This is a genomic window from Kitasatospora sp. NPDC098663, from assembly GCF_044760075.1.
Taxonomy (GTDB): domain Bacteria; phylum Actinomycetota; class Actinomycetes; order Streptomycetales; family Streptomycetaceae; genus Kitasatospora.
The window spans coordinates 60,506-81,222 of the sequence record NZ_JBIWAP010000025.1; the positions used below are offsets into that span (position 1 = coordinate 60,506).

17 protein-coding genes are annotated in these 20,717 nt (G+C 73.2%); 7 read left to right on the forward strand and 10 right to left on the reverse strand.

Annotated elements, in window-relative coordinates:
• Positions 1-244: 244 nt before the first annotated feature.
• Positions 245-3,505, forward strand: a complete 3,261-nt coding sequence (locus ACIQVZ_RS25780) for a hypothetical protein (RefSeq protein WP_402453135.1) — start codon at positions 245-247, stop codon at positions 3,503-3,505.
• Between the two features lie 240 nt (positions 3,506-3,745).
• Here ACIQVZ_RS25780 and ACIQVZ_RS25785 read toward each other — a convergent pair whose 3' ends face one another.
• The 4 genes from ACIQVZ_RS25785 to ACIQVZ_RS25800 are packed head-to-tail and all read right to left on the reverse strand — an operon-like array spanning position 3,746 to position 8,515.
• On the reverse strand, positions 3,746-5,224 hold the full coding sequence (locus ACIQVZ_RS25785; protein WP_402453137.1) for a GMC family oxidoreductase N-terminal domain-containing protein: 1,479 nt from the start codon (positions 5,222-5,224) through the stop codon (positions 3,746-3,748).
• Complete coding sequence (locus tag ACIQVZ_RS25790) at positions 5,221-5,658, reverse strand: hypothetical protein (RefSeq protein WP_350876200.1); 438 nt, start codon at positions 5,656-5,658, stop codon at positions 5,221-5,223. The genes ACIQVZ_RS25785 and ACIQVZ_RS25790 overlap by 4 nt, the downstream gene beginning before the upstream one ends.
• Complete coding sequence (locus ACIQVZ_RS25795; protein WP_350876202.1) at positions 5,655-7,073, reverse strand: aminotransferase class III-fold pyridoxal phosphate-dependent enzyme; 1,419 nt, start codon at positions 7,071-7,073, stop codon at positions 5,655-5,657. Before ACIQVZ_RS25795 ends, ACIQVZ_RS25790 begins: the two co-directional genes overlap by 4 nt.
• The gene (locus ACIQVZ_RS25800) at positions 7,070-8,515 is read right to left on the reverse strand and encodes an NAD(P)/FAD-dependent oxidoreductase (RefSeq protein ID WP_350876204.1); all 1,446 of its coding nucleotides are present in this window, start codon (positions 8,513-8,515) and stop codon (positions 7,070-7,072) included. The genes ACIQVZ_RS25795 and ACIQVZ_RS25800 overlap by 4 nt, the downstream gene beginning before the upstream one ends.
• A gap of 553 nt (positions 8,516-9,068) precedes the next feature.
• Here ACIQVZ_RS25800 and ACIQVZ_RS25805 point away from each other — a divergent pair.
• A complete protein-coding gene (locus ACIQVZ_RS25805) occupies positions 9,069-9,992 on the forward strand; it encodes an LLM class flavin-dependent oxidoreductase (protein ID WP_402453140.1) in 924 nt (307 codons plus the stop codon).
• Between the two features lie 66 nt (positions 9,993-10,058).
• Here ACIQVZ_RS25805 and ACIQVZ_RS25810 read toward each other — a convergent pair whose 3' ends face one another.
• The 6 genes from ACIQVZ_RS25810 to ACIQVZ_RS25835 form a co-directional block, all read right to left on the reverse strand.
• On the reverse strand, positions 10,059-11,099 hold the full coding sequence (locus tag ACIQVZ_RS25810; protein ID WP_402453142.1) for a zinc-dependent alcohol dehydrogenase family protein: 1,041 nt from the start codon (positions 11,097-11,099) through the stop codon (positions 10,059-10,061).
• 214 nt (positions 11,100-11,313) lie between these two features.
• Positions 11,314-12,840 (reverse strand): MFS transporter, encoded by a 1,527-nt coding sequence (locus ACIQVZ_RS25815; RefSeq protein WP_402453144.1) that lies wholly within the window; start codon positions 12,838-12,840, stop codon positions 11,314-11,316.
• Positions 12,837-14,132: a hypothetical protein gene (locus ACIQVZ_RS25820; RefSeq protein ID WP_402453146.1), complete on the reverse strand. Its 1,296-nt coding sequence runs from the start codon at positions 14,130-14,132 to the stop codon at positions 12,837-12,839. The genes ACIQVZ_RS25815 and ACIQVZ_RS25820 overlap by 4 nt, the downstream gene beginning before the upstream one ends.
• On the reverse strand, positions 14,129-14,911 hold the full coding sequence (locus ACIQVZ_RS25825) for a creatininase family protein (protein ID WP_350876214.1): 783 nt from the start codon (positions 14,909-14,911) through the stop codon (positions 14,129-14,131). Before ACIQVZ_RS25825 ends, ACIQVZ_RS25820 begins: the two co-directional genes overlap by 4 nt.
• Positions 14,908-15,837, reverse strand: coding sequence for a dihydroorotate dehydrogenase (locus ACIQVZ_RS25830; RefSeq protein WP_402453148.1), 930 nt, complete (start codon positions 15,835-15,837; stop codon positions 14,908-14,910). Before ACIQVZ_RS25830 ends, ACIQVZ_RS25825 begins: the two co-directional genes overlap by 4 nt.
• 1 nt (position 15,838) lies before the next feature.
• Positions 15,839-16,354, reverse strand: coding sequence for a hypothetical protein (locus ACIQVZ_RS25835; protein ID WP_350876218.1), 516 nt, complete (start codon positions 16,352-16,354; stop codon positions 15,839-15,841).
• 650 nt (positions 16,355-17,004) lie between these two features.
• Here ACIQVZ_RS25835 and ACIQVZ_RS25840 point away from each other — a divergent pair.
• From ACIQVZ_RS25840 to ACIQVZ_RS25860, 5 genes are read left to right on the forward strand one after another with little or no spacing between them, the layout of a single operon-like run.
• On the forward strand, positions 17,005-17,274 hold the full coding sequence (locus tag ACIQVZ_RS25840; RefSeq protein WP_350876220.1) for an acyl carrier protein: 270 nt from the start codon (positions 17,005-17,007) through the stop codon (positions 17,272-17,274).
• Positions 17,271-18,656 carry an aminotransferase class III-fold pyridoxal phosphate-dependent enzyme gene (locus ACIQVZ_RS25845; RefSeq protein WP_402453150.1) on the forward strand — a complete coding sequence of 462 codons (1,386 nt, stop codon included), beginning with the start codon at positions 17,271-17,273 and terminating at the stop codon, positions 18,654-18,656. Before ACIQVZ_RS25840 ends, ACIQVZ_RS25845 begins: the two co-directional genes overlap by 4 nt.
• Positions 18,653-19,201: an acyl-CoA thioesterase gene (locus ACIQVZ_RS25850; RefSeq protein ID WP_402453152.1), complete on the forward strand. Its 549-nt coding sequence runs from the start codon at positions 18,653-18,655 to the stop codon at positions 19,199-19,201. Before ACIQVZ_RS25845 ends, ACIQVZ_RS25850 begins: the two co-directional genes overlap by 4 nt.
• Positions 19,202-19,208: 7 nt before the next feature.
• Positions 19,209-19,592 (forward strand): polyketide dehydratase, encoded by a 384-nt coding sequence (locus tag ACIQVZ_RS25855; protein WP_350876226.1) that lies wholly within the window; start codon positions 19,209-19,211, stop codon positions 19,590-19,592.
• Between the two features lie 5 nt (positions 19,593-19,597).
• Positions 19,598-20,713 (forward strand): beta-ketoacyl synthase N-terminal-like domain-containing protein, encoded by a 1,116-nt coding sequence (locus ACIQVZ_RS25860; protein WP_350876228.1) that lies wholly within the window; start codon positions 19,598-19,600, stop codon positions 20,711-20,713.
• Positions 20,714-20,717: the final 4 nt, after the last annotated feature.

Below are 20,717 nucleotides of genomic sequence, written 5' to 3' on the forward strand. Positions count from 1 at the left end.
CATCCGGAGCAGGTCCGGCCGACTGTCCAGCGCGGCGGAGAACGCCTCGTCCGGCGGGCGGAGGGCCAGGCGGACCACGAGCCGGGCATGGGCCTCGTGGACCTCGGCCTGCTTGAGCGGCCGTAGTCCCCGGGCTCATGCGGCTCGAAGAACGACCTTCTCGAACCGGGTTGTGCCGCCGGCAAACGCACCACCGCGAATATTCGGGTGCCCTTGCCGCATCCGCCGGGCACAATCGTCGCCGATGCCTCGACTGATTGCCGACCGGCTGCTCGCCGCCGTCGAACCACTGCCCCATTCGCTCCGGCTGCGCGAGGTGGCTCGCACCGCCGCCGCCCTCGCCTCCTCCGACCTGCTGGGCCTGCTCGCCGAGCTGGACGGCCGTGGCCCGTACGAGCGTCGGCTCGCCGCGCTGGCCGCCCTCGCCGGACGGCAGGCGCGCCATCTGATCGACCGGATCGACGATCCCGACCCGGTGGTACGTCGCTACGCGCACCGAGCGATCGGGGAGCTGCCCTTCCCCGGCGACGACCTCGAGTCCACGATGCTCACCGCCCCGAGGGCGGTCCGCAGCGAATTGACCCGTGCGATCCTGCGGGCCGGACGCACAGCGGTGGCCGAGCGGTTGGTGCCCGTCATCCGCATACGCTGGGGCGCCGCCGAGGCGGCCCGGCTGCTGCCGGTCTGCTCCGCCGAGGTCGTCGCTGCTGAACTGCCCACGCTGGCACACGCGATCACCTTCTCCACCTCGCTCGGGCGCCGCCACCCGGCCGCCGTGCTGGACGAGGCCGAGCACCGACTCGCCGACCTGCCGTACGGGTTGCGGCAGGCGTTCTGGGAACGGCACGCCCTCGGACTGGCAGCCGCCGCCACCCGCGAACCGGCCCGGGTGCTGGAGCTGCTGGAGCGCCACCCCGTCCGAGCCCTCCCCGCCCCGCTGCACGACCGGCTCGCCGACCTCGCCGCCGTCTCCGCCGGGCGGACCGTCCGCCTGCTGCTCGCGATCGACCGGCACCGCCACGAGCCGCCGCTGCGCGTCAACGTGGCCCGCCGGCTGGTCGCGGCCCGGCCGGACGGTCTCGCCGCGCTCGCGCACCGCCACGACAAGACCCACCTGGCGCTGCTGCGGCAGATGCCCCCGGCCCGGCGGCCCGCCTTCTACGACGAGGTGGCGGCGCTGCCCGGCCCGTACCGTTACTCCGTCGAAGTCCTCGCCGTGCTGCCCGCGAAGGAGCGGCACGTGCGGGCGCGGGCCCAGCTGGCAGCGGACAGCCAGGACGTCGTCCCGCTCGTCCTGCTGCCGGTCGCCGAGGCACGGCCGAGGTTGCTGGCCGAAACCCGCGTGGCCGACGCCTGGGACCGGGGCTGGGCCTGGGCACAGCTGGTCCACCACGCCGTGCTCTCCGGGGAGCCAGGTGCCCTGCCCGAGGCGCTCGAACTGCTCACGGGACTGCGCAACGAGCAGGACCCGGTCCGGCATGAGGCGCTGGACGCGGTCGCGGCGGTGCCGCCGAGGTTCTTCGGCGACGCCACCGCCGGGCTGCTGGAGCGGCTGACCGGCGACGCCCTGACGGCCCGGGACTGCTCGGCAGGCACTCGGGCCGCGCTCGTCCGCCTCGCCGGACGCGTCCTCGGCGAGCACGCGGGCGGCCCCGCCCGCGAACTGCTCGCCTGGGCCGTCCGCACCGTCGAGTGGACCGGCGGCGTGGGCCTCACCCTCCCCGCACGGCGCGAAAGCGCGGCGGTCGACGAGCTGAGGGCCGCCCTGGAACGCTCGGCACGGTCCCGGGACGCCGCACTGCTGCTCGCACTGGCCGAGACGCTCGGCGCCCGGTCACGACGCGCCCCCGCCCTCGCCGAACTCCTGGAGCAGGTCCTGCACTCGGGCAGCGACCGTGCCGTCGAACGGGCCGCCACACAGCTGCTGCGCGCCCCCGCCACCGGCTCCGGACGCGTGGCTCGGCTGCTCGCCCTGAGGCCGTCGGCCATCACCCTGGCCCCGGTGCGGGCCGTACTGACCACGGTCCGCACCGACCTGCTCGGCCCCCTGCTCACCACTGCCCTGACCGCGGCCGACCTCGTCAAGGCCGACCGCTGGCTCCCCGCGCAACAGCACGCGGCCGTCGAACAGCTCGCCCGCACGGTCGCTGACCCCACCCTGGGCCTGAGCGAGCGCGCCGCCGCCCTACGGGCCGCCGCCTCGGTCCCCGTCCACGGCGAGGCGCTGTTGCGACGGTACGCGGAATCCGCCGAGATCGTCCTCGCCGAGGCCGCGCTCGCCGCACTGCCCCGGACCGAGCGCCCCGCCGAGGTGCTGCCCGAGCTGCTGTCCCACGCGGCCGACGACCGGGCCCGGGTCGCCCTGTACGCGGCGGGCCGCGCCGCCTGGTTCACGCGGAGCACCGAACTCGGTCCGGAACTACGCCGGATCGCGCTCGAACCGGGGGTGAAGGTGACCAGCCGCAAGCAGGCCGTCCGGCTCGCCGCCGAACACCTGGTTCTCGCCGACGCGGCCGCCCTGCTGCGTGAGGCGTTCGCCGCGCCCGAGCAGCACCAGGACGTCCGCGCCACCGTGCTGGCGACGATCAGCGAGCGGATCGCCGACCTGCCGCTGTGGGACGTGCTCACCGACACGGCCGACGGACCGTCGGAGCTGCGGTCGACGGTCGTCCGGCACCTCCGCGCGCACGAGGTACCCGTCGAACACCGCCCCGCGTTCGCCGGCCTGATGGCCCGGCTGTCGCTCGACGACGAACACGTGGTCGCCGCACCCGCGCGCGGACAACTCGTCTCCTGGGGCCGGTACGCGCCGGAGGCCGTGCGGGCCCTCACCCCTCTGGTCACCGACCTCGCCGAGCGGGACCGCTGGGAGGGAGCCGCCCGGGTCGTGACCGGGGTGGCGCTGTCGGACGCCCCGCACCCGCTCGGCGGCTGCGCACCGGGCAGCGTCCTGGCGGACACCCTGACCACACTGATCGGGATCGTGCACGCCGGGGAACCGGCTCTCCCCGGCCGCGACCAGCCGGCCCGGCGGCGGATCGCCGCGCTCGTGGGCTCGTTCTGGAACTCGAGCGCCCCGGCGGAATCCTTCCGAGCCACCCAGCGCGCGGTTGCCTCACTCCTGCTCACCGAGCCCGCCCTGCTTCCCGAGGCCACCCGCCGACTGGTCGCGGCGCTCGACCAGGACGCGCCCGACCTGGGCGAGCGCCTCGCCGAGCTGGCCGTCCTGGTCGCCGACCGTCCGGCGCTGGCGGTGGTCACCGCCGGGTTGCTGAGCCAGTACGGATGCGGACGACGGGAGGCTCCCGAACATGCTCTGGAGGCCGCCCGCCGACTGGCCGCCGACGACGGACTCGCTCCCGGCCTGTTCGCCGTCACCCTGACGACGACCGGGGCACAGCTCGACTGGCCCACTGCCTGGCGGGACGTGCTGCACACGCTGCGCCGCCATCCCCAGCCGGACGTCCGTGACGCCGCGCTGGCGGTCTTCACCGATTCAGCGTGAGCGGGGCCTGCGGGGCCTGCGGGGGCTTACGGCCCGGCTCGGACGCGCGTGGGGTCGAGCCCGCCTGGCTCCGCGCCAACCCGGCGCAGGCGGCCGCCGTCCTCGCCCGGATCTCGAAGTCCATCGCACCCCTTGAGCTGAGGTGTTGCGGCGACCGTCAGAACCCTGCCGGAGCTGCTCCCGCACGCGGACGACGTGATCGGCTTCCTCGCGCAGTACTACGGCGTGGAGGCCTGCCGCTCAGGTGCCCTCGGGCCGATGGCCGGGGGGCTGCTCCAGGTACCGGGCCGTGATCAGGTGGGAGAAGCCCATGATGGTCTCCTGCGGGCTGATGCCGGTGGCGCCCGGCAGGACGCTCGCGTCGCACAGCCGCAGGTTCGTGAAGCCGTGCGGGCGTCCCTGGGCGTCGCACACTCCGCCCAGGGCGGGTGGGCCCATCCGGCAGGACGCCATGGCGTGGACGGAGATCAGGTCCCAGCTCTCGGGCCGGCCGTGCAGCGCGAAGTCGGCCGCCTGCGCGGCGGTGGTCAGGCTGACGGGTGCGGGCGGCAGCAGTTCGACCGCGCCGGCCTCCATGAGGAGCTCGGCGGTGTGCCGGAAGGCGGAGCGGAGGAGGTCCCGGTCGCTGCCGGTCAGGCGGTGCCGCAGGACCGCGCCGAGCCCGGGTACCGCCAGCAGCCGTGCGGTGCCCTGGACGCTCACCTGGGTCGTGTAGACCGCGATCCGGTCCAGCTGGGCCAGCATCCGGTCGACGGTCCCGGCGGGGTGGGCGGCCAGCGCCGCGGCGAGCGACCCCGGAGTGAGGTTCGCGGGCATCACCCGCACACCCCGGTCGGCGAACTCCTGCAGTTGCGCGGTGAAGATGGTGCCCTCGGTGGCGCGGACGGATTCGCTGAATCGCGCCACTGTGCGGAAGTTGACGTGGAACGCGATGGCCCGGCCCGGGCCGCGTCCGCCGATGGCGCTGCGCCGCAGCAGCAGCGCGCTGCCGATCGGGCCCGCGGCCAGGAACACCGTCTGCGGGAGGTAGCGCAGTCGTCGGCCGTCGCGCAGGGCGTGTACGACCGTGACCCGGGTGCCGTCGTGTTCGAGCCGGACGACCCGGGTGTCGGGCTCGACGACCGCTGCGAGCCGTTCGGCGGCGGGCAGGTAGCTCACCAGCATGCTCTGTTTGGCCCCGGTGGGGCAGCCGGTGACGCACCGGTTGGCGTGCCGGCAGCCTCGTACCGCCCGGCGGGCCGGTGCCCAGCGCCAGCCGAGTCGGTCGGCCGCCTGGGCGAGCAGCACCGAGTCGCGGTTTCCCCGCCCGGGCGGCTGGTCGATGACACCGAGGCGCCGCTCCACCTCGGCCAGGTGGGGGGCGAGGTGGTGGGCCCGGAAGCCGTCGACGCCCGTGGACGCCCAGCACTCCAGCAGGTGTTCGGAAGGAGGCCAGAGCAGCCCTCCGTTGACCACGGTGGTTCCCCCGACGCAACGCCCCTCCCCGAAGGGGATGGTGGGCGCGCCGTGGATGGGCACCAGACCGCCCTGGCGGTAGAGCAGGCGCAGGTTCTCCGCCGGGGACGCCCGGGTGATCCGCGCCTGCGGGACGAGCGGGCCCTCCTCGAGGACGCGGACCTCCCGGCCCGCGCCGGCGAGCTCCAGGGCCGCGGTGCCGCCTCCGGCTCCCGAGCCGATCACCAGGGCGTCGCAGCGGACGGTGCGGACGGTGCTGCTCACAGGGGCTCCTGCCGGGGGGTGGTGGAGGGTCCGTCCAGGGCGCCGTGCAGGGCCAGCGCGAGGCTCACCCTGAGCAGTTCGGCGCAGCCGGGCACCGTGGACAGCCGGTCGGCGACCCGTTGCGGACGGGCCCGGTCCGAGGTGCCCCGGAGCGGGCCCGTCGGGTCCGCGAGGACGACGGCGACCGGGAACGCCCGCATCAGCAGGGCGAACACCAGGCGGTACGGCTTCGGGAGGGCGGCGAAGGTGGCGGCCGTGTGCCGGACCGCGGCGGCCTGGCGGGACGGTTCGGACAGGGCCGTGCAGCGGCCCGCCCAGAGCGGCGGGAGCCCGGCGGAGTGTACGCGCCGTTCCCAGACCCGCAGGCGACGGTGCTCCCGCGCGGTACGGGACCCTTCGGCGGGCGGGGCCGGACGGGCCGCCGGGGAGCTCATGCGGTGACCTTCTCCCTGACCAGGCCCGCCAGGAGACGGGGCATCCCCTTGGCCAGTACCGCGTCCAGGGCCTCCAGGAAGAGGTCGACGTCGGAGTCCTCGGCCACCAGCGGAGGCGCGGCGATCAGGGGGAGGTCGTGGTTGGAGCCGTAGTAGGTGAGCACACCGTGGTCGCGGTAGAGGGCGGCGACCACGGCAGCGGTGGCCAGCTTGGCGCCGGCCTGCGGGTCGCGCGCGAAGGAGGACGGCAGCAGGCGCAGCGCGTGGCCGAGGCCGGCCGGACCGTGGCGCAGGACGACGCCCTGGAGGGCACCGGCGCCGCGCACCTCCGCGATCAGCTGCGGGTGGGCGGCGGCGAGGGCAGCGAGGCCGCGGCTCAGCCGCTCGCCGAGGCGGCGGGCTCTGGCGGGGTAGTCGTCCTCGACCGCGATCGCGACGGCCTCCAGCGCGGTGACCGTCTCCTCCCCGAATCCGTAGTAGGTGGTGCTGTGCAGGGTGGCGTCGGGGAGCGAGTCGTAGGCTCGGCGGAAGACGGGCTCCCTGGCCACGTAGCCGGAGATGGACGCCTTGCCGCCGCCGAAGGACTTGGAGGTGGTCACCACGTCCGGGACCAGGCCGGGGTGGCGCATGAAGTGGAAGAGTGAACCGGTCTTGCCCCAGGAGGTGTAGACCTCGTCGAAGATCAGGACGATGTCGTGCTCGGTGCACAGCCGGCGCGCCTCGCGCAGGAACTCCTCCGAGCACTCGCGGAGACTGGAAGCGCTGAAGGGTTCCAGGACCAACGCGTAGACGTCGCTCTCGCCCTCGGGCGTGGTGTGCCGCTCCAGGGCCAGTTCGAGGGAGGGAAGGTCGTCGAAGGCGAAACCGTCCGTGCCGGGGATCCTGGGGAAGCTGAAGTGCACCTCCGGCGAGGTGGTCAGGCTTCCGGCGCCGAGCAGCTTGCCGTGGAAGGCGATGTCGGTGTGCAGGACGGTGCCGCGACGGCCGCGGTGGTACTTGTAGGCCATCTTGAGGGCGCCCTCGACGGCCTCCGCGCCCGAGTTGGGGAAGTAGCTGACGTCGAGGTCCGCGGGCAGCAGCTGGGCCAGGTTGTGTCCGAGTGCGGCGACGTACGGGGAGAAGTAGTTCTTGTGCACCTCCATGCGCTGCAGTTCCTGGAAGCGCCGGCGGGCGGCCAGGATGCGGGGGTGGTTGTGGCCGTGGTTCAGGACGCCGATCCCGCCGGTGAAGTCCAGGACCCGCCGCCCGTCGCGCAGGGTGATCCAGCAACCCGAGGCGCTGTCCACGACATCGCGGCCGAATCCGAAGGCGGAGAGCAGCGTCACCTGGCCCCGGCTGACATGGCGATGGTAGAGCTCGTGCACCCGCGCGATGGGCATCCGCTCGCAATCCTCGATGCTGATCAGGGAGTTCATGACGTCCCCTCCTCGGGGCCGGACTGCGGACCCGTGCCGTGCCCGGCGTCGGGAAGCCGTGGGTCGGGGGCGGTGCGGTGGGCGGTGCGCATCCGGTCGGCGATCAGGCGGCCGACGTGCCGCCCCTGCCGCATGGCGTAGTTGGTGCCCCGGTCCTGGGGGTAGACCTGCGCCATGCTGGCCAGGTAGAGCCCCGGCACATCGGTCTCCATCGCCGGGATGCGGTCGGAGTAGTGCGGGGTGATGACCGGCTGGGCGTGATCGGCCCGCCAGACGTGGTAGCGCCGGACCCAGTCGCGGTGGAACTGCGGGAACATCCGGCTCAGGTGCGGAAGGCTGGCGTGGAACACCGCGTCGTCGTCCATCCGGTACAGCTCGGCGCTGGTCGGAAGGTAGGCGGACAGGTAGACCAGATGGCGTCCGGCGTAGGCGTCGGAAGCCTCCAGGTTGGTGTGCTCGATGACGCCGACGTAGGGGAACGACGGGTCGGTGACGTTGAGCCAGTAGGTGTCCGACAGGGACCGGTCGTTCTGCAGCACCAGGCACAGATTGGCGAGGTAGGGGATGTCGGACAGCCGCCGGCGGACGGCGGGCACGTTCGGATGGGGCGGTGGTCCGGCGGCAGGGGAGAGGAAGCCGGCGAGCAGGTCCGGTGCCGTGGTGGCCAGGACCCGCCGTGCGGGCAGTACGTCGCTCCCGGTGCGGACCCCGCACACCCCGTGGGCGTCGGTCAGAACCTGCCGTACCGGGGTGCTCGTGCAGATCCGGACGCCCAGTTCGGAAAGGCGCGAGACCCACGCGTCCAGCAGGGCGGCGCAGCCGCCCCGCAGGTAGTAGAGGACCTCGCGGCCGCTGTGTGACCGGCTGCCACCGCGCAGGTGGAGCTTGGTCCACATCCAGGTGGCGCCGACCTCGGTCGCGTACTGGCCGAACTTGCCTTCCAGCAGCGGACGCCAGACCGTCTCGTAGACCTGTGGCCCGCTCAGCTCCAACAGCCACTCGCGGGCCGTGAGGTCCTCCAGGTCCCGCCAGTGCTTCACCTGGTGGGCGCGCACCGCGGACCAGCCCAGCCGGACCCGGTCGGGCAGCGGGAGGGGGGCGAAACGCAGCACGTCCCACGGGCTCGACAACCGGTACACGGAGTTCGCGTAGTAGACGCCGGTCCGGGTCCGGTGCGGCTGCAGCAGGTGGGAGCAGCCGAGTTCCGCGCACAGCCCCTGGACCTCCAGATCGGAGGAGAACCAGTGGTGGTAGAAGCGTTCGAGCCGGGCTCCCCCGACCTCGAACGACCCTGCCAGGCCGCCGACGTACGGCTCACGCTCCAGCACCCGGCAGGCCACCCCGGCCAGGGCGAGCTCGTGGGCGGCGGCCAGGCCGGTGAACCCGCCGCCGATCACCAGGACCTCGTCGCCGGGCGCCGGGGCCGCGCTGTTCTCGGACATCGCTGCTCCCTTTCGAATCCTCCGGCGCTGTTCCGTCCGAAGGCGATGGGTGTGGGAGGTGGGTGTGGAAGGTCTGGGCGGCGCGGGCCAGGCCTCGCCGGCATCGGAGGCGTCCTCCGCCCCGCCGTAGCCCGCAGCGGCCGAGGGACTCCGGTTGATCGCTGATGTCGGGGAGGGTGGCGTGCCGTCCGGCCGAAGGAGACGCCGCCACGCGGGGAGGGCATCGGAACCGCCGCCGGCGGTTCAGGCTCCCAGTGGACCGTAGCACCGCGCCTGGCTCTCCGCCTGTGGAGGGACCGCTGACCTGCTGCGCGTCATGGAAATCCGACTACTGATCCGTGCCCGTGTGACCGCCTGGGCGGACGCCCCTCCGACGCCGGGACAGCGGGCGGCCACGGCGTCGGAGGGCGTCCGCCCGCCCGTCTCCGGTCACCTGGCCAGGTCACCGGAGCGGCGCCGTTCCGGTTGCCCCGGTCGTCGCGCCGCCGACATCATCGAGGCTGGAACCGGTCGCGTCAGCGACCGTCGTGTCCGACCAGGAAGGCGACAGCCGATGGACGCCACGCCACAGCAGCCGCTGCGATACGCCGTCGGACTGCCCAACAGGCGCGAGTACGCGGATCCCCGCCTGCTCCGCGAACTGGGAGTGCTGGCAGAGCAATCCGGCTGGGACGGCTTCTTCCTCTGGGACGGCCAGGTCGCGGAACACCCAGACGAGCACGTCACCGACTCGTGGACCACCCTTGCCGCGATCGCCGCCGACACGGAGCGCCTGCGACTCGGCGTCATGGTGAGCGTGCTCGCCCTCAAGCGTCCTGCCGAAGTCGCCCGCGCGACCGTCGCGCTGGACCTTCTCAGTGGCGGACGGCTGATCTTCGGCGCCGGCCTGGGTTCCTCCGCCGCCGAGTTCCAGGCGCTGGGCCATGATCCGGACCCACGGGTGCGTGCGGAGAAACTGGACGAAGCCCTCCACGTCCTCGACGGGCTGTGGGCGGGCCGGCCGTTCACCTTCCACGGCCGCTGGTTCACGGTCACGGACCTCGCCTTCCAGCCGGTGAGCCCGCAACGTCCTCGCATCCCGGTGTGGATCGCCGGCACCTGGCCCTCGCGACGCCCCATGCGGCGGGCCGCGCGCTGGGACGGCGTCTTCCCCACCCGGGCGGGGGTGGGCCACACCCAGATGATGCCTCCTGCGGACCTGGAAGCCGTGGTCTCCTACGTCCGCGCCCAACAGGCCGTCCAGAACGAGCCGTTCGATGTCGTCATGGAGGGCCAGACAGCCGGGTTCCAGCGGAACACCGACGCCATGGTCGTCGCCCCGTACCGGGCGGCCGGCCTCACCTGGTGGGTGGAGAAACTGGGCTGGTTCCGGGGCCCGGTCGAACTCGTCCGCGCTCGGATCGAATCCGGACCCCCTGTCCCCGCCGATTCGGGAGCCGATCCCGTCGGAACCGCTTCCTCCGGCGGTCGTCCGTGACCCCCCTGCCGCCCGTATTCGGCGGGCGAACTGCCGGACAGCCGACGGGGCCCGGTCCGCCGTCGCCTACTCCGGGACGAGCACCGCGACTCCGGTCACGCGGCCCGCGGTGAGGTCGCCGAGGGCCGCGTCGGCGTGCCGCAGCGGGTAGCGGCGCACGTGGACCACCGGGCGGGTGCGGGTGGCCTCGGCCAGGTAGGCCCGTCCGTCGGCCCGGGTGTTGGCGGTGACGCTGCGCAGCGTGCGTTCCTGGAAGAGGTGCCGCTGGTAGTCGAGTGGTGGGATGTCGCTGAGGTGGATGCCGGCCACCGCGAGCGTGCCGCCCCGGTCCAGCGCCGCGAGGGCGACCGGCACCAGGTCGCCGGCCGGGGCGAACAGGACGGCGGCGTCCAGCGGTTCGGGGGGCGGGTCGGACGAGTCGCCGGCGAACTCGGCGCCGAGCTCCAGCGCGAGCCGTCGCGCCGCCGCACCCCGGGTGAACGCGGCCACCCGCGCGCCCCGGGCGAGGGCGAGCTGGGCGGTCAGGTGCGCGGACGCGCCGAAGCCGTAGATGCCCAGGAGCCCGCCCGGCGGCAGCTCGGCCCGCTCCAGCGCCCGGTAGCCGATGATCCCGGCGCACAGCAGCGGGGCGAGTTCCTCGGCGGGCGGCCCTTCGGGCAGGCGGTAGGCGAAACGGGCGTCCGCGACCACGTGGCGGGCGTAGCCGCCGTGCCGGTCCCAGCCGGTGTAGCGCGAATCCGGGCAGAGGTTCTCCCGCCCCGTCCGGCAGTACCCGCAGCTGCCGCAGGTCCGGGCCAGCCAGGCCACCCCGGCGCGGTCCCCGACCGTGAACTCCTCGACCGCCGGACCGGCCGCCCGCACGCGCCCGACCACTTCGTGCCCCGGTGAGCACCTCGCCACCCGGGGAGCGAGGTCCCCCTCCGCCAGGTGCAGGTCCGTACGGCACACCCCGCACGCCTCCACCTCCACCAGGATCTCCTGCGGTCCGGGTGCGGACAGCGGCCGCCGCTCCCACACCAACGGCCCCGGGCGTGCCGTACCCACCGGCCCCGGCTGCGCCACGACCCAGGCCTCGGTCTCTTCCGGTGCTGCGTGTGTGGTGTCCATCGCCGCCTCGCGTGTTGCCGCCCCTGGTCTTCAGGATCATCCCGGCAGGGCCGCCGTGCACACGGGCTCTGCGTCGCCCCGCCGGACAGTCGTGGAGGACGCCCGTCCACGCAGGCTACTACCGAAGGCTGACATCGCTCAGCCCCACCGGTTCGGCCGGAGCAGGCTCCGCGCGCCGGGGGATTCGGTAGGTCGGTCTGGTCGACGACGGCTGTCAGGTCCGTTCGTTCGGCTGTCTCCTGCTCGGTGTGCTGCTCGTCCCCGAACCCGGCGGTGCCGGGGAAGTCGAGGCGTTCGCGGCCGCGCCGGGTGTTGCGGACCGCGTCGACGTCCTCGTCGGGGTGGCCGGGAGGATCGTGGCCAGGGTGAGGGCGGCAGCCAGCCAGGTGGTGGAGTGGAAGGCGTCGGTGAAGGCCCGGGCGGTTTCCGGGGAGGCGCCCGCGTCCAGCGGGGACGACGACGTGCCCGGGGGGAGGAGCAGCCGGTAGGCCACCGTGGTGACCGTGCCGAAGACGGCGATCCCCAGGCCGGCGCCGGCCTCGTAGGCGACGGACTCGATGCCCGCCGCCGCGCCTGCTTGGGAGGACGGCGCGGTGGTCATGATCAGGTTCGAGGCGACCATCTGGACCAGGCCGTGGCCGAACCCGATCAGGGCCAGTCCGAGCGGGACCACCGTGCCGGAGGCGACCAGGACGTATCCGGTCGCCGCGAGCAGCAGGCCGGCGGGCACGCCCGCGCGCGGCTGTCCCAGGCGGGAGAGGAGCAGTCCGCCTACCGGCCCCGCCACCGTCGCGGCCAACGGCATCGGGATCAGGTACAGCGCGGCGGCCTCCGCCGACAGTCCCCCGGCGATCTGCAGGTACTGCACCAGTTGGAGTTCGAAGCCGACCATCACCAGCACCGGCAGCACCGAGGCCACCACTCCGGCGCGAAGCCCGGGTAGCCGGAACAGGGACAGGTCCAGCATCGGGTGCGGCATCCGCTGCTGCCGTCGCACGAACAGCACCAGCGCGGTCAGGCCCGCCGCCGCCGGCAGCACCACCTCCGGGATGCCGACGCCGTCGTGGGTGAAGGCGATGATGGCGTAGGCGCAGCCCAGGAACCCCACCATCGAGAGCAGGGGCGAGGTGGCCTCCCACGGTTGCCGCTCGGACTCGACCTCGTTGCGCAGCAGCAGTGCCACGGCGGGCACGGCCAGTGCCACGATCGGCAGGTTGACCAGGAAGATCGAGCCCCACCAGAAGTGCTGGAGCAGGAAGCCGCCGGCCACCGGTCCCAGCGCCGACGCGCCGGCGGCGACCGCGCTCCACGCCCCGATGGCCACCGCGTGGTCGCGGCCGTCGCCGAAGGTCTGCCGGATCAGCGCCAGCGTGGCCGGGATGATCATCGACGCGCCGATCGCCAGCAGCGCCCGGGCGCCGATCAGGGCCGGCGGACCCGGTGCCACCGCGCACAGCGCCGAGGCCGCGCTGAAGACGGCCAGTCCGGCCAGGAGCAGCCGCTTGTGTCCGATCCGGTCGCCCAACGGCCCGCTGACCAGCACCAGTCCGACCATCAGGAGCGAGTACACGTCCACCGCCCACAGCAGTTCGGTCGGGGACGCCCGCAGGTCGTGGGCGAGGGTCGGGACGGTGATGGTGAGGATGGTGACGTCCACGGCGGCGGGCAGGAAGCACAGCAGCACCACGGTCAGCACCAGCCAGCGCCGGGCCGTCCCGACCACGGGCAGCGTGCTGCTCACCGGCCGAGGTCCAGAGCCGCCCTGGCTCTGTCGATCAGGTCGTGCAGCTCGGCGAGGCCGGGGGCGTAGAACATGCAGCTCAGTCTGCCAGTTTGAAGGTCCGTCAGCTCGGTCGGGACCACACCCCGGTCGGCGTGTCGGGGCGAGGCCACGAGCGGTCCGAGCAGGCGCAGCACTTCCGGCAGGTACAGCCCGGTCGGAAGGCCGTAGAAGTCGTAGTTGCCGACCGCGTGGGTGTCGAGGTAGCCGGGGCCGATGAGGTGCTCGCCGAATTCGTGCACGTGGCTCGACCCGGTACGGCGGGCGTTGAGGTCGTGCAGGTAGACGACGCCGTCGCGGGCGATCGCGTCGATGCCGAAGCGCCCGCGGTAGCCGCGCCGTTGCATCTCCTCGGCCAGCCGGAGTCCGCCCTCGGTCAGCGGGCGGTACCACCAGGCGCTGCGCAGCTCGCGCGCGGTGACGTTGCCGCGCAGGTGCGTGGCGCCCTCGAACAGCATGTCGGTCGTGTAGCAGAGGTGGGGCGGGGCGTCCGCGGGCACCATGTACTCCACGGACGGGAAGGTGATGTCGCCGTCGAGGAACTCCTCGACGACCACCGGGTCCTCGTCGTAGAACGTGCTCGCGGCCAGGCGTTCGGCGATGTCGTCGTCGCCCGGCCGGAAGATCAGCAGGCCGAGGCTCGCCTCCCCGCGGTCCGCCTTGACGATGCACGGTGTGCCGGTCGCGAGCATGTCCCGGACTGCCGCCGGCACGTCCTGTTTCCCGGTGCAGTGCGTACCGGGCGGGATGCGGCAGGGGCCGTCGGTCATGCCGAGGTCGGTGGCCAGGTCGCGCAGGCCCGTCTTGGTGTCCAGCAGGTCCCGGAGGGCCTGCTGCGGCGAGCTCTCCGGCAACTCGGTCACCACGTCGTACCGGGTGCGCAGGGCCTCGGTGAACCGCCACAGGTCGGCGGTGGTGGTGTGCGGGATCAGCCGGAGCCTGCGGCCCGGCCCGGCGTGGGCGGCCACGGCGGCCATCAGCTCGGGATCGGCGAGCATGTCGGCGAACAGCGAGCCGGTGCGGCCCGCCGGGCTGAGGTTCACCACACCGTCGATCTCCAGGAACTTCCGCTGCCAGTCCAGGTCTCCGATCGGCTCGTAGGTGACGAGCATCTTGTCCAGCGGCCCCCAGAACAGCGCCTGGTCCTGCTGGGCGTAGCACTCCGACAGCAGCTCGTCGACGCCGTCGGCGCGGACGGCGAAGTCGCGCAGGGTGTCGACGGCGTTGCTGACGCAGAGGGTGGGGACGGTCATTTCTTCTCCTCGTGCAGCAGTGCGTTGCTCTGTGACACCAGGTCGACCGCGGCCGAGACCACGTGCCAGAAGAGCTCCTTGCCCAGGGCGACGGTGGCGCCCGAAGTGCTCGACAGGACACCTTGGTTGGTCGTGCGGCTCACGTCGGCGGGGTGCAGGTAGATCCCCGGGCGGGGTGGGTCGGCGTGGTCGGGCCGTGCGGGCGAGACCAGCTCCGGGCGGAGGTAGAGCATCAGGCTGGTCTCGGTGATCCCCGCGTGCTCGGCGTGCCACCCCGGGAAGAGCGGCACTCGCCCGGCCAGCCAGTCGGTGTCGACCAGGCTCCACCAGCTCAGCGCGATGAACTCCTTGCCCGCGGCCGCCGGCCGTCGGCCCACCTCGTCGAGGGCCTCGAAGAGGAACGGCTCGTTCTCGAAGTGGCCGTTGACGACCAGCAGTCGGCTCCACGGCAGGGCACACAGCGACTCCAGCGCGTCCTCCAGGAAGGCCAGCAGGGACCGGCCGCGTACGTAGACGGTGCCGGGGAAGGCCAGGCCGCCGCCGCTCTGCGGCAGCGAGCGCGCCGCGATGGACTGCGTCGGCAGGGTCAGGGCGTTCAGCTCGTAGGCGATCTGCCGGGCGAACGCTTCGGCCAGCACGGTGTCCACGGACAGCGGCAGGTGCGGACCGTGCTGTTCGGTGGCTCCCACCGGCCACACCACGGTCCGCCCGGTGGTGGCCGCCAGGACGTCGGCGCTGCTCAGGTCGCACAGCTGCGGCCCGGCGCTGCGGGGGGTCACGGCCGCACCTGCCCGGATCGGTCCGCGCCGGTGGAGGGTTCGAGGCCCCGGCCGGTGTTCCCGGCGTCGGTGATCCCCGCGTTGGTGTTCCCCGGTCCGGTGGTCTCGGCCACGATCCGGGCGAGCGTGGGGTACATGTCGGTGTGCAGCGCGGTGTACACCTGGGCCGCCACCGCGCCGACCGCCAGGTAGTCGTGCACGTCCCGGCCCGACTGCACGCCGCCGGAGGCCAGCACGGGAAGGGTGAACCCGGCTCGGCGCAGCTTCCACAGGGAGGCCAGCACGAGCGGCTTGATGCCCGGCCCGGAGTAGCCGAACACGCCGCCGAGTCGGAGGTCACCGGTCTCCGGGTGCACGGCGGCGGCGGGCAGGGTGTCGCTGATGGTCACGGCGTCGGCGCCGGCCCGTGCGGCGGCGAACACCCGGGCGTGCAGGCCCTCCCCGCTGGCCAGCTTGACGGAGAACGGCACCCGCGTCGCAGCGCGGGTGGCCGCGGTGTAGGCGCGCACCCGCTCGGGAGTGTCGTCGAGGCCGTCCTCCTCGTTGAGGCAGGAGATGCCCAGTTCCAGCGCCCGGCAGCCCGTCGCCTCCACGCGGGCCGCCAACTCGGCGAGTTCCGCCGGGCTGTCGGCGTGCAGGGACGCGATGACCGGCAGTCCGTCCCGGGTCAGGTCGCGCAGGATGCGCACCCAGTGACCGACGGACCGTTTGGAGTAGGTGGTGCTGTTGATCATTCCGGTGGGCAGTCTGACGAGGCGCTCGTCCAGGCCGATCGGCGGGTTGGGGTGGATGGTCTTGGTGACCACCGCGCCCGCGCCGGTGTCCAGCAGCCTGCGGATGTTGCGCTCCTGGTCGGTGAGCAGGCCGGAGCCGACCACGACCGGATTGGCCAGGTGCATTCCCAGCAGGTGGGTCGGGGCCGTCATGTCAGGCCGCCGCCCTGGTCCGGCCCAGCGCCGCGAGCACGCCGTCGACCAGCAGTGCCGGGTCCTTGGCGATCTCCTTGGCGGACAGGAACGTCGCGGCGGCGACCTGGGCGAGCCCCTTGAGCAGGTGGCTGGCCGACTCGGCGAAGGGCTGGTCGGTGATGCCCACGATGGGGCGGCCCAGCGCGCTGGCCCACCCCAGTTCGATGTGCGTGCCGTCCGTGCGCAGCAGGGTGCCGTCGAGCACCGGCAGGACCGGCACGAACACATCGCATTCGCGCATCCACGCGTAGTCGCGCACGGACACCTCCTCGGGAGTGAACGAAGCGGTGTCGGCACCGAACCGTTCGGCCACGTGAGCGGACAGTACGGTGGCGCCGGCCTGCTGCGACTGGTCGATGGTCAGTCTCAGGAAATCTTGGATCGGCGCCGCCATTCCGCCGGGCACCAGGGCGTGCTGGATCGGGCCGCCGACGAACACGGTGACGCCGCGCAGGGCGTCCGGGGTGACTTTCACGATGTTTCGAAGCTCCTTCGAAGGAGTCTGCCGACGGCCGTGCAAGGGGGCGGACTTCGGCCGGCAGGAACAGGAAGCAGAAGTGGTCGGCGCCATCGGATGGTGCGCTTGCGGTGAACCGGGAGGGAGTCGGGTGTTGAGGCCTGACGCTGCCACCGGGGAGCCCGATGGCGTGCCCGTTCCCGCGTTGTGCGTCCATCCAGACAAATGGACGACCTCAGGCTAGTTCGGGATGATTCACCAGGACAAGAAACATATGCGCCAGTCGGAGATGCGTCTCAAATCTCGCAAAAGGTGCATTCTGCCGCCTGGCCGTCGGCGCCGGCCCGCTCGGGAAGCGCGCTGCGGGCTGGTTTTCGCAGGTGTACGGACCATGGGCTCGGCAATGGCCGAATCGCCGTCGAACTGACGTGCAAAAGAATCCTCGATTACGGCGTTCGAAGGTGCGTGGCGGGTAAATCGGCGACCATTGACAGGCGATAAAGCCTCGGCTAGCTTCGATAAAGCGTGAATGACTGACGCCCCCTTGTATTCGATCGGCGTCGTCCCACTTTCGGTCCGACCGTTTCCGCGATCTCACTCGGCATTCCCGCACGCCGGACGCGCGGCCGCCGCCTGTTCGAATGAACCCACCCAGAGGGGAAGTTCTGGTGAATCCTTTGCAGACCATCAAACGAATTCTGCACTCCGAGGTGCTGGTGGAGGTGCCGATCGACCGGATGCGACTCGACGACAGGCTGCGCGAGAATTACGGCATGGACTCGCTCGGTTTCGTGGAACTGCGCGTGCAGTGTGAAGAGGCGTTCGGCATCAGCATCCCCGACGAGGCCGTCGCGGCGGGGGAGTTGTCCACCCTCGGTGATGTGCTGGCACTGGTCGAGCGGCTGTCGGGGGCCGACCGCCCCCCGGCCACCGCGTGAGCACGGCCCCGGTCGCCGGTGACGACCACGCCGGGGACCCGACCGGTGTGCTGTCGCGCGGCACGGACCTGCACCTCAACCACTACGGGGCGGCCCGGCTCCCGTTCGCCTGCGTGGGCGGCAGCGGCCTGCACCTCGACGTGGTCGACCTGAGCCCGGAACGCCGGGGCAGGCGGCTGAGGTTGCTCGACGCCAGCGGCGGCTACGCCAGCGCCACCCTGGGCGGCGGCCACCCCGTCGTACGGGCGGCGCTGGCGCGCGGCACCGGAGTCGGCAACGTCACCGACGAACTGGGCTCGCTGGAACGGGCGGAGCTCCTCGACCGGCTCTTCGGCCCCGGCGGGTTGTGGACCGACCACTTCCCCGCGGGGCGGTACCACGTCAGCGGACGCAACTCCGGCTCGGAGGGCAACGAGTTGGCGCTGCGGCTGGTGCTGGAGTCCCGCTTCGACGGCCGGCGGCTGTGCCACCGCCCGGGCAAGGAGCGGCGCGACACCATCCTCGCCTTCCACGGCGCCTGGCACGGCTGGACCAGTGGGCTGGTGCAGCTGCTCAACCGCAGGTACTACCGGGCCGGGCTGCCCGGCGCGGACACCGCCGGCCCGTACGGAGTCCGGGTCCACCACATCCCGTTCGGCGACCTCGACGCCCTGACCGAGTACTTCGCCGAGTCCGCCGACCGGCTGCTGGCCGTCGTGGTCGAACCGATCCAGGGCGACGCGGGCATCCTCGCGCCTCCGCCCGGATACCTGCGCGAACTCGCGCGGCGGTGCGCGGCCGACGGCGTGCTGCTGGTGGCCGACGAGGTGCTGACGTTCGCCAAGACCGGCAGCTGGTTCGCCATGCGCGACGCGGACGGACCGGTGCCCACCGACATCACCGTCATCGGCAAGTTCCTGGGCATGGGCGCGGTGTCCACCTCGATGGTGATCGCCCGCACGGAGCTGGCCGTCCGCTCCTCCGGCGCCGTGACCACCTCCGACCTGCGGCCACCGAACTGCGCGGTGATCCGCGACGGCATCGAGCACATCGAGACCGAAGGGCTGCTGCGACGCTCGGCCGACGTCGGCGTGGACCTGGCCAAGCGTCTCGACGACGCCCTGGTGGGCCGCCACCCGGACGTGTTCACCGAGGTCCGCGGGAGCGGGGTCATGCTCGGCGTAGAACTGACCGCCGCGGCGGCGGACCGGATCGGCGCGCTGCGCCGGGAGTTGATCGAAGCGGGCGTGTACGCCGAGTTCATGGCGGGCGCGGGCAGACGCTCCGGCGGCCGGTGCTACGTCCACCCCACCCTGCGGATCGTGCTGCCGCTGATCACCACCGGGACGCAGGCCGACGAGATCGTGGACCGGGTGGCGGCAGGCGCCCGGGCCCTGTGGTGAGCGCGGGGTTCCGCACCCGGGTCGAGCACGTCGACACCGACGCGACCGGGATCGTGCACTTCTCCCGCTACACCTCGCTGATGGAGACCGCGGGCACCGAACACCTCGAAGCGCACGACGCGGGTCTGACCGCCTTCAGTGCGGCGAACGTCGACCTGGTGGTCGCCGACCTGCGGGTGACCTACCTCAACAGCGCCGTGTACCGCGACGTGATCATCGGGGACACCCGGGTCGACCACGTCGGCGCGGCCTGGTTCGCCCTCGCGGTACGTCTGCTGCGGGAGGAGCAGGACGGCACCCGCACCCCGCTGGTGGCCGGCGACCTCGTCTTCGCCGCCGTCGCCCCCGACACCCGGCGCGCGGTGCCCCTACCGGCACCGCTGCGACAGGCCCTGAGAGGAATCGTCCCGGATGCGACACCCGAACGAATCGGCGCCCCCTCCCGTCACGGTCCGCGAGGCCCGGCCGCTGGGCACCTCGGCCATCGCGGCCCTGGTGCGCGGACGCCACCCCCGCCTGTTCATCGACCGGGTTCTGGACCATGAGCCCGGCGTGTTCCTGCGCAGCATGTTCGCCGTCTCGGCGGAGATGGGCGCGCTGTCCGGGCACCTGCCCGAGCGCGGCCTGACCCCGGGGCTGATCCTGCCCGGCAGCCACACCATGCAGGCCTTCGCCCAGTCCGGCGTCCTGCTCTACCAGTTGAGCAGCGATCCGCTCGCCGACGACGAGGTCACCCTGGTCGGCACGGTCAAGTCCCGATTCCTCGCCCCGGTCGTGCCCGGCGACCAGGTCGTGCTCGACGTCCGCGCGGACCGGCTGTCCGGCCCCACCTTCGCCTTCTCCGCCGTGGTGACCGTGGAGGGCCGCTCCGTCGCCGGATTCCGCGGCGCGATGAGCCGGACGAAGGTCGATCCCGCGGCGGCCCGGCCGTGGTGACCCCGGTGACCCCGGTGACCCCGGTGATCACCGGACTGGCCTGGGACACTCCGCTGGGCCGGGACCAGGAGGCGGTGTGGGAACGGCTGTGCGCGGGCGATTCGGCTCTGGCGCCCGTCCACTCGCCGTACCCCTTGCGCAACACCGCCGCCGCCGTCGTCGCGTCGGTGCCGTACGGGACCCGGGCGGGCGAACGCCAGCGCGCGCTCGCCGGGCGGACGCTGTCCGCCGCGTTCGCGGACGCGCGTCTGTCCACCACCGACCCCGAGGTCGGCCTCGTCCTGGGCACCAGCTTCGGCGCCTGCCTGGACGAGGCGGAGCCGACGCTGCACGCCTGGGCCGACGACGCGGCGGCGGGCATCGGGCACCCGGGCACCCCGGTCTGCGTCATGACCGCCTGCTCCGCGGGATCGGACGCGATCGCCGTCGCGCACGCCCTGGTGCGCTCGGGCGAGCGGCGGGTCTGCGTGGCGGGCGGGGTGGACGTGGTCACCGAGGCCAAGCGGCTCGGGCACTCCGCGCTGGGCACGATGAGCCCCACCGGCCTGCGGGCCTTCGACCGGGCGCGCGACGGGATGCTGCTCGGCGAGGGCGCGGCCTTCGTGGTGGTCGAACACCCCGACTCCGCCCGGGAGCGCGGCGCCCGGGTGCACGCCCGGCTGCGCGGGGCCGGCGCGGCCAACGACGCCGCCGGACTCACCGCACCGGACCCGTCCGGACGCGCCGTGCTGCGCGCCGTCGAACGCTGCCTGGTCTCCGCGGGCCTGGCACCCGCGGACATCGCGGTGGTCAACGCCCACGGGACCGGCACACCGCTCAACGACGAGGTCGAGGCTCGCAGCCTGCTGGAACTGTTCGGAGCCGACGGCCCGTTGGTGTTCGCCACCAAGGGGGCGTTCGGACACGGCCTGGGCGCGACCGGGGCCATCGAGGCCGTGGCGACGGTCCTGGCACTGCGCCACCGACAGGTCCCACCGGTCCTCGGGCTGCGCGATCCGGCGGCCCCACTGCGGCTGGCCACGGGATCGGCGCAACCCGTCGGCCCCGGCGCCGGGCTGAGCCTGACGCTGGGGTTCGGCGGGTTCAACACGTGCCTGCTGTTCGAAGGGGTGAGGGCGTGACACA

What these genes read in the sequence shown, in the direction of transcription:
- ACIQVZ_RS25780 (WP_402453135.1), top strand. Translation starts at nt 245, where the DNA reads ATGCCTCGACTGATTGCCGACCGGCTGCTCGCCGCCGTCGAACCACTG.
- ACIQVZ_RS25790 (WP_350876200.1), bottom strand. Translation starts at nt 5,658, where the DNA reads ATGAGCTCCCCGGCGGCCCGTCCGGCCCCGCCCGCCGAAGGGTCCCGT.
- ACIQVZ_RS25795 (WP_350876202.1), bottom strand. Translation starts at nt 7,073, where the DNA reads ATGAACTCCCTGATCAGCATCGAGGATTGCGAGCGGATGCCCATCGCG.
- ACIQVZ_RS25800 (WP_350876204.1), bottom strand. Translation starts at nt 8,515, where the DNA reads ATGTCCGAGAACAGCGCGGCCCCGGCGCCCGGCGACGAGGTCCTGGTG.
- ACIQVZ_RS25805 (WP_402453140.1), top strand. Translation starts at nt 9,069, where the DNA reads ATGGACGCCACGCCACAGCAGCCGCTGCGATACGCCGTCGGACTGCCC.
- ACIQVZ_RS25810 (WP_402453142.1), bottom strand. Translation starts at nt 11,099, where the DNA reads ATGGACACCACACACGCAGCACCGGAAGAGACCGAGGCCTGGGTCGTG.
- ACIQVZ_RS25820 (WP_402453146.1), bottom strand. Translation starts at nt 14,132, where the DNA reads ATGACCGTCCCCACCCTCTGCGTCAGCAACGCCGTCGACACCCTGCGC.
- ACIQVZ_RS25830 (WP_402453148.1), bottom strand. Translation starts at nt 15,837, where the DNA reads ATGACGGCCCCGACCCACCTGCTGGGAATGCACCTGGCCAATCCGGTC.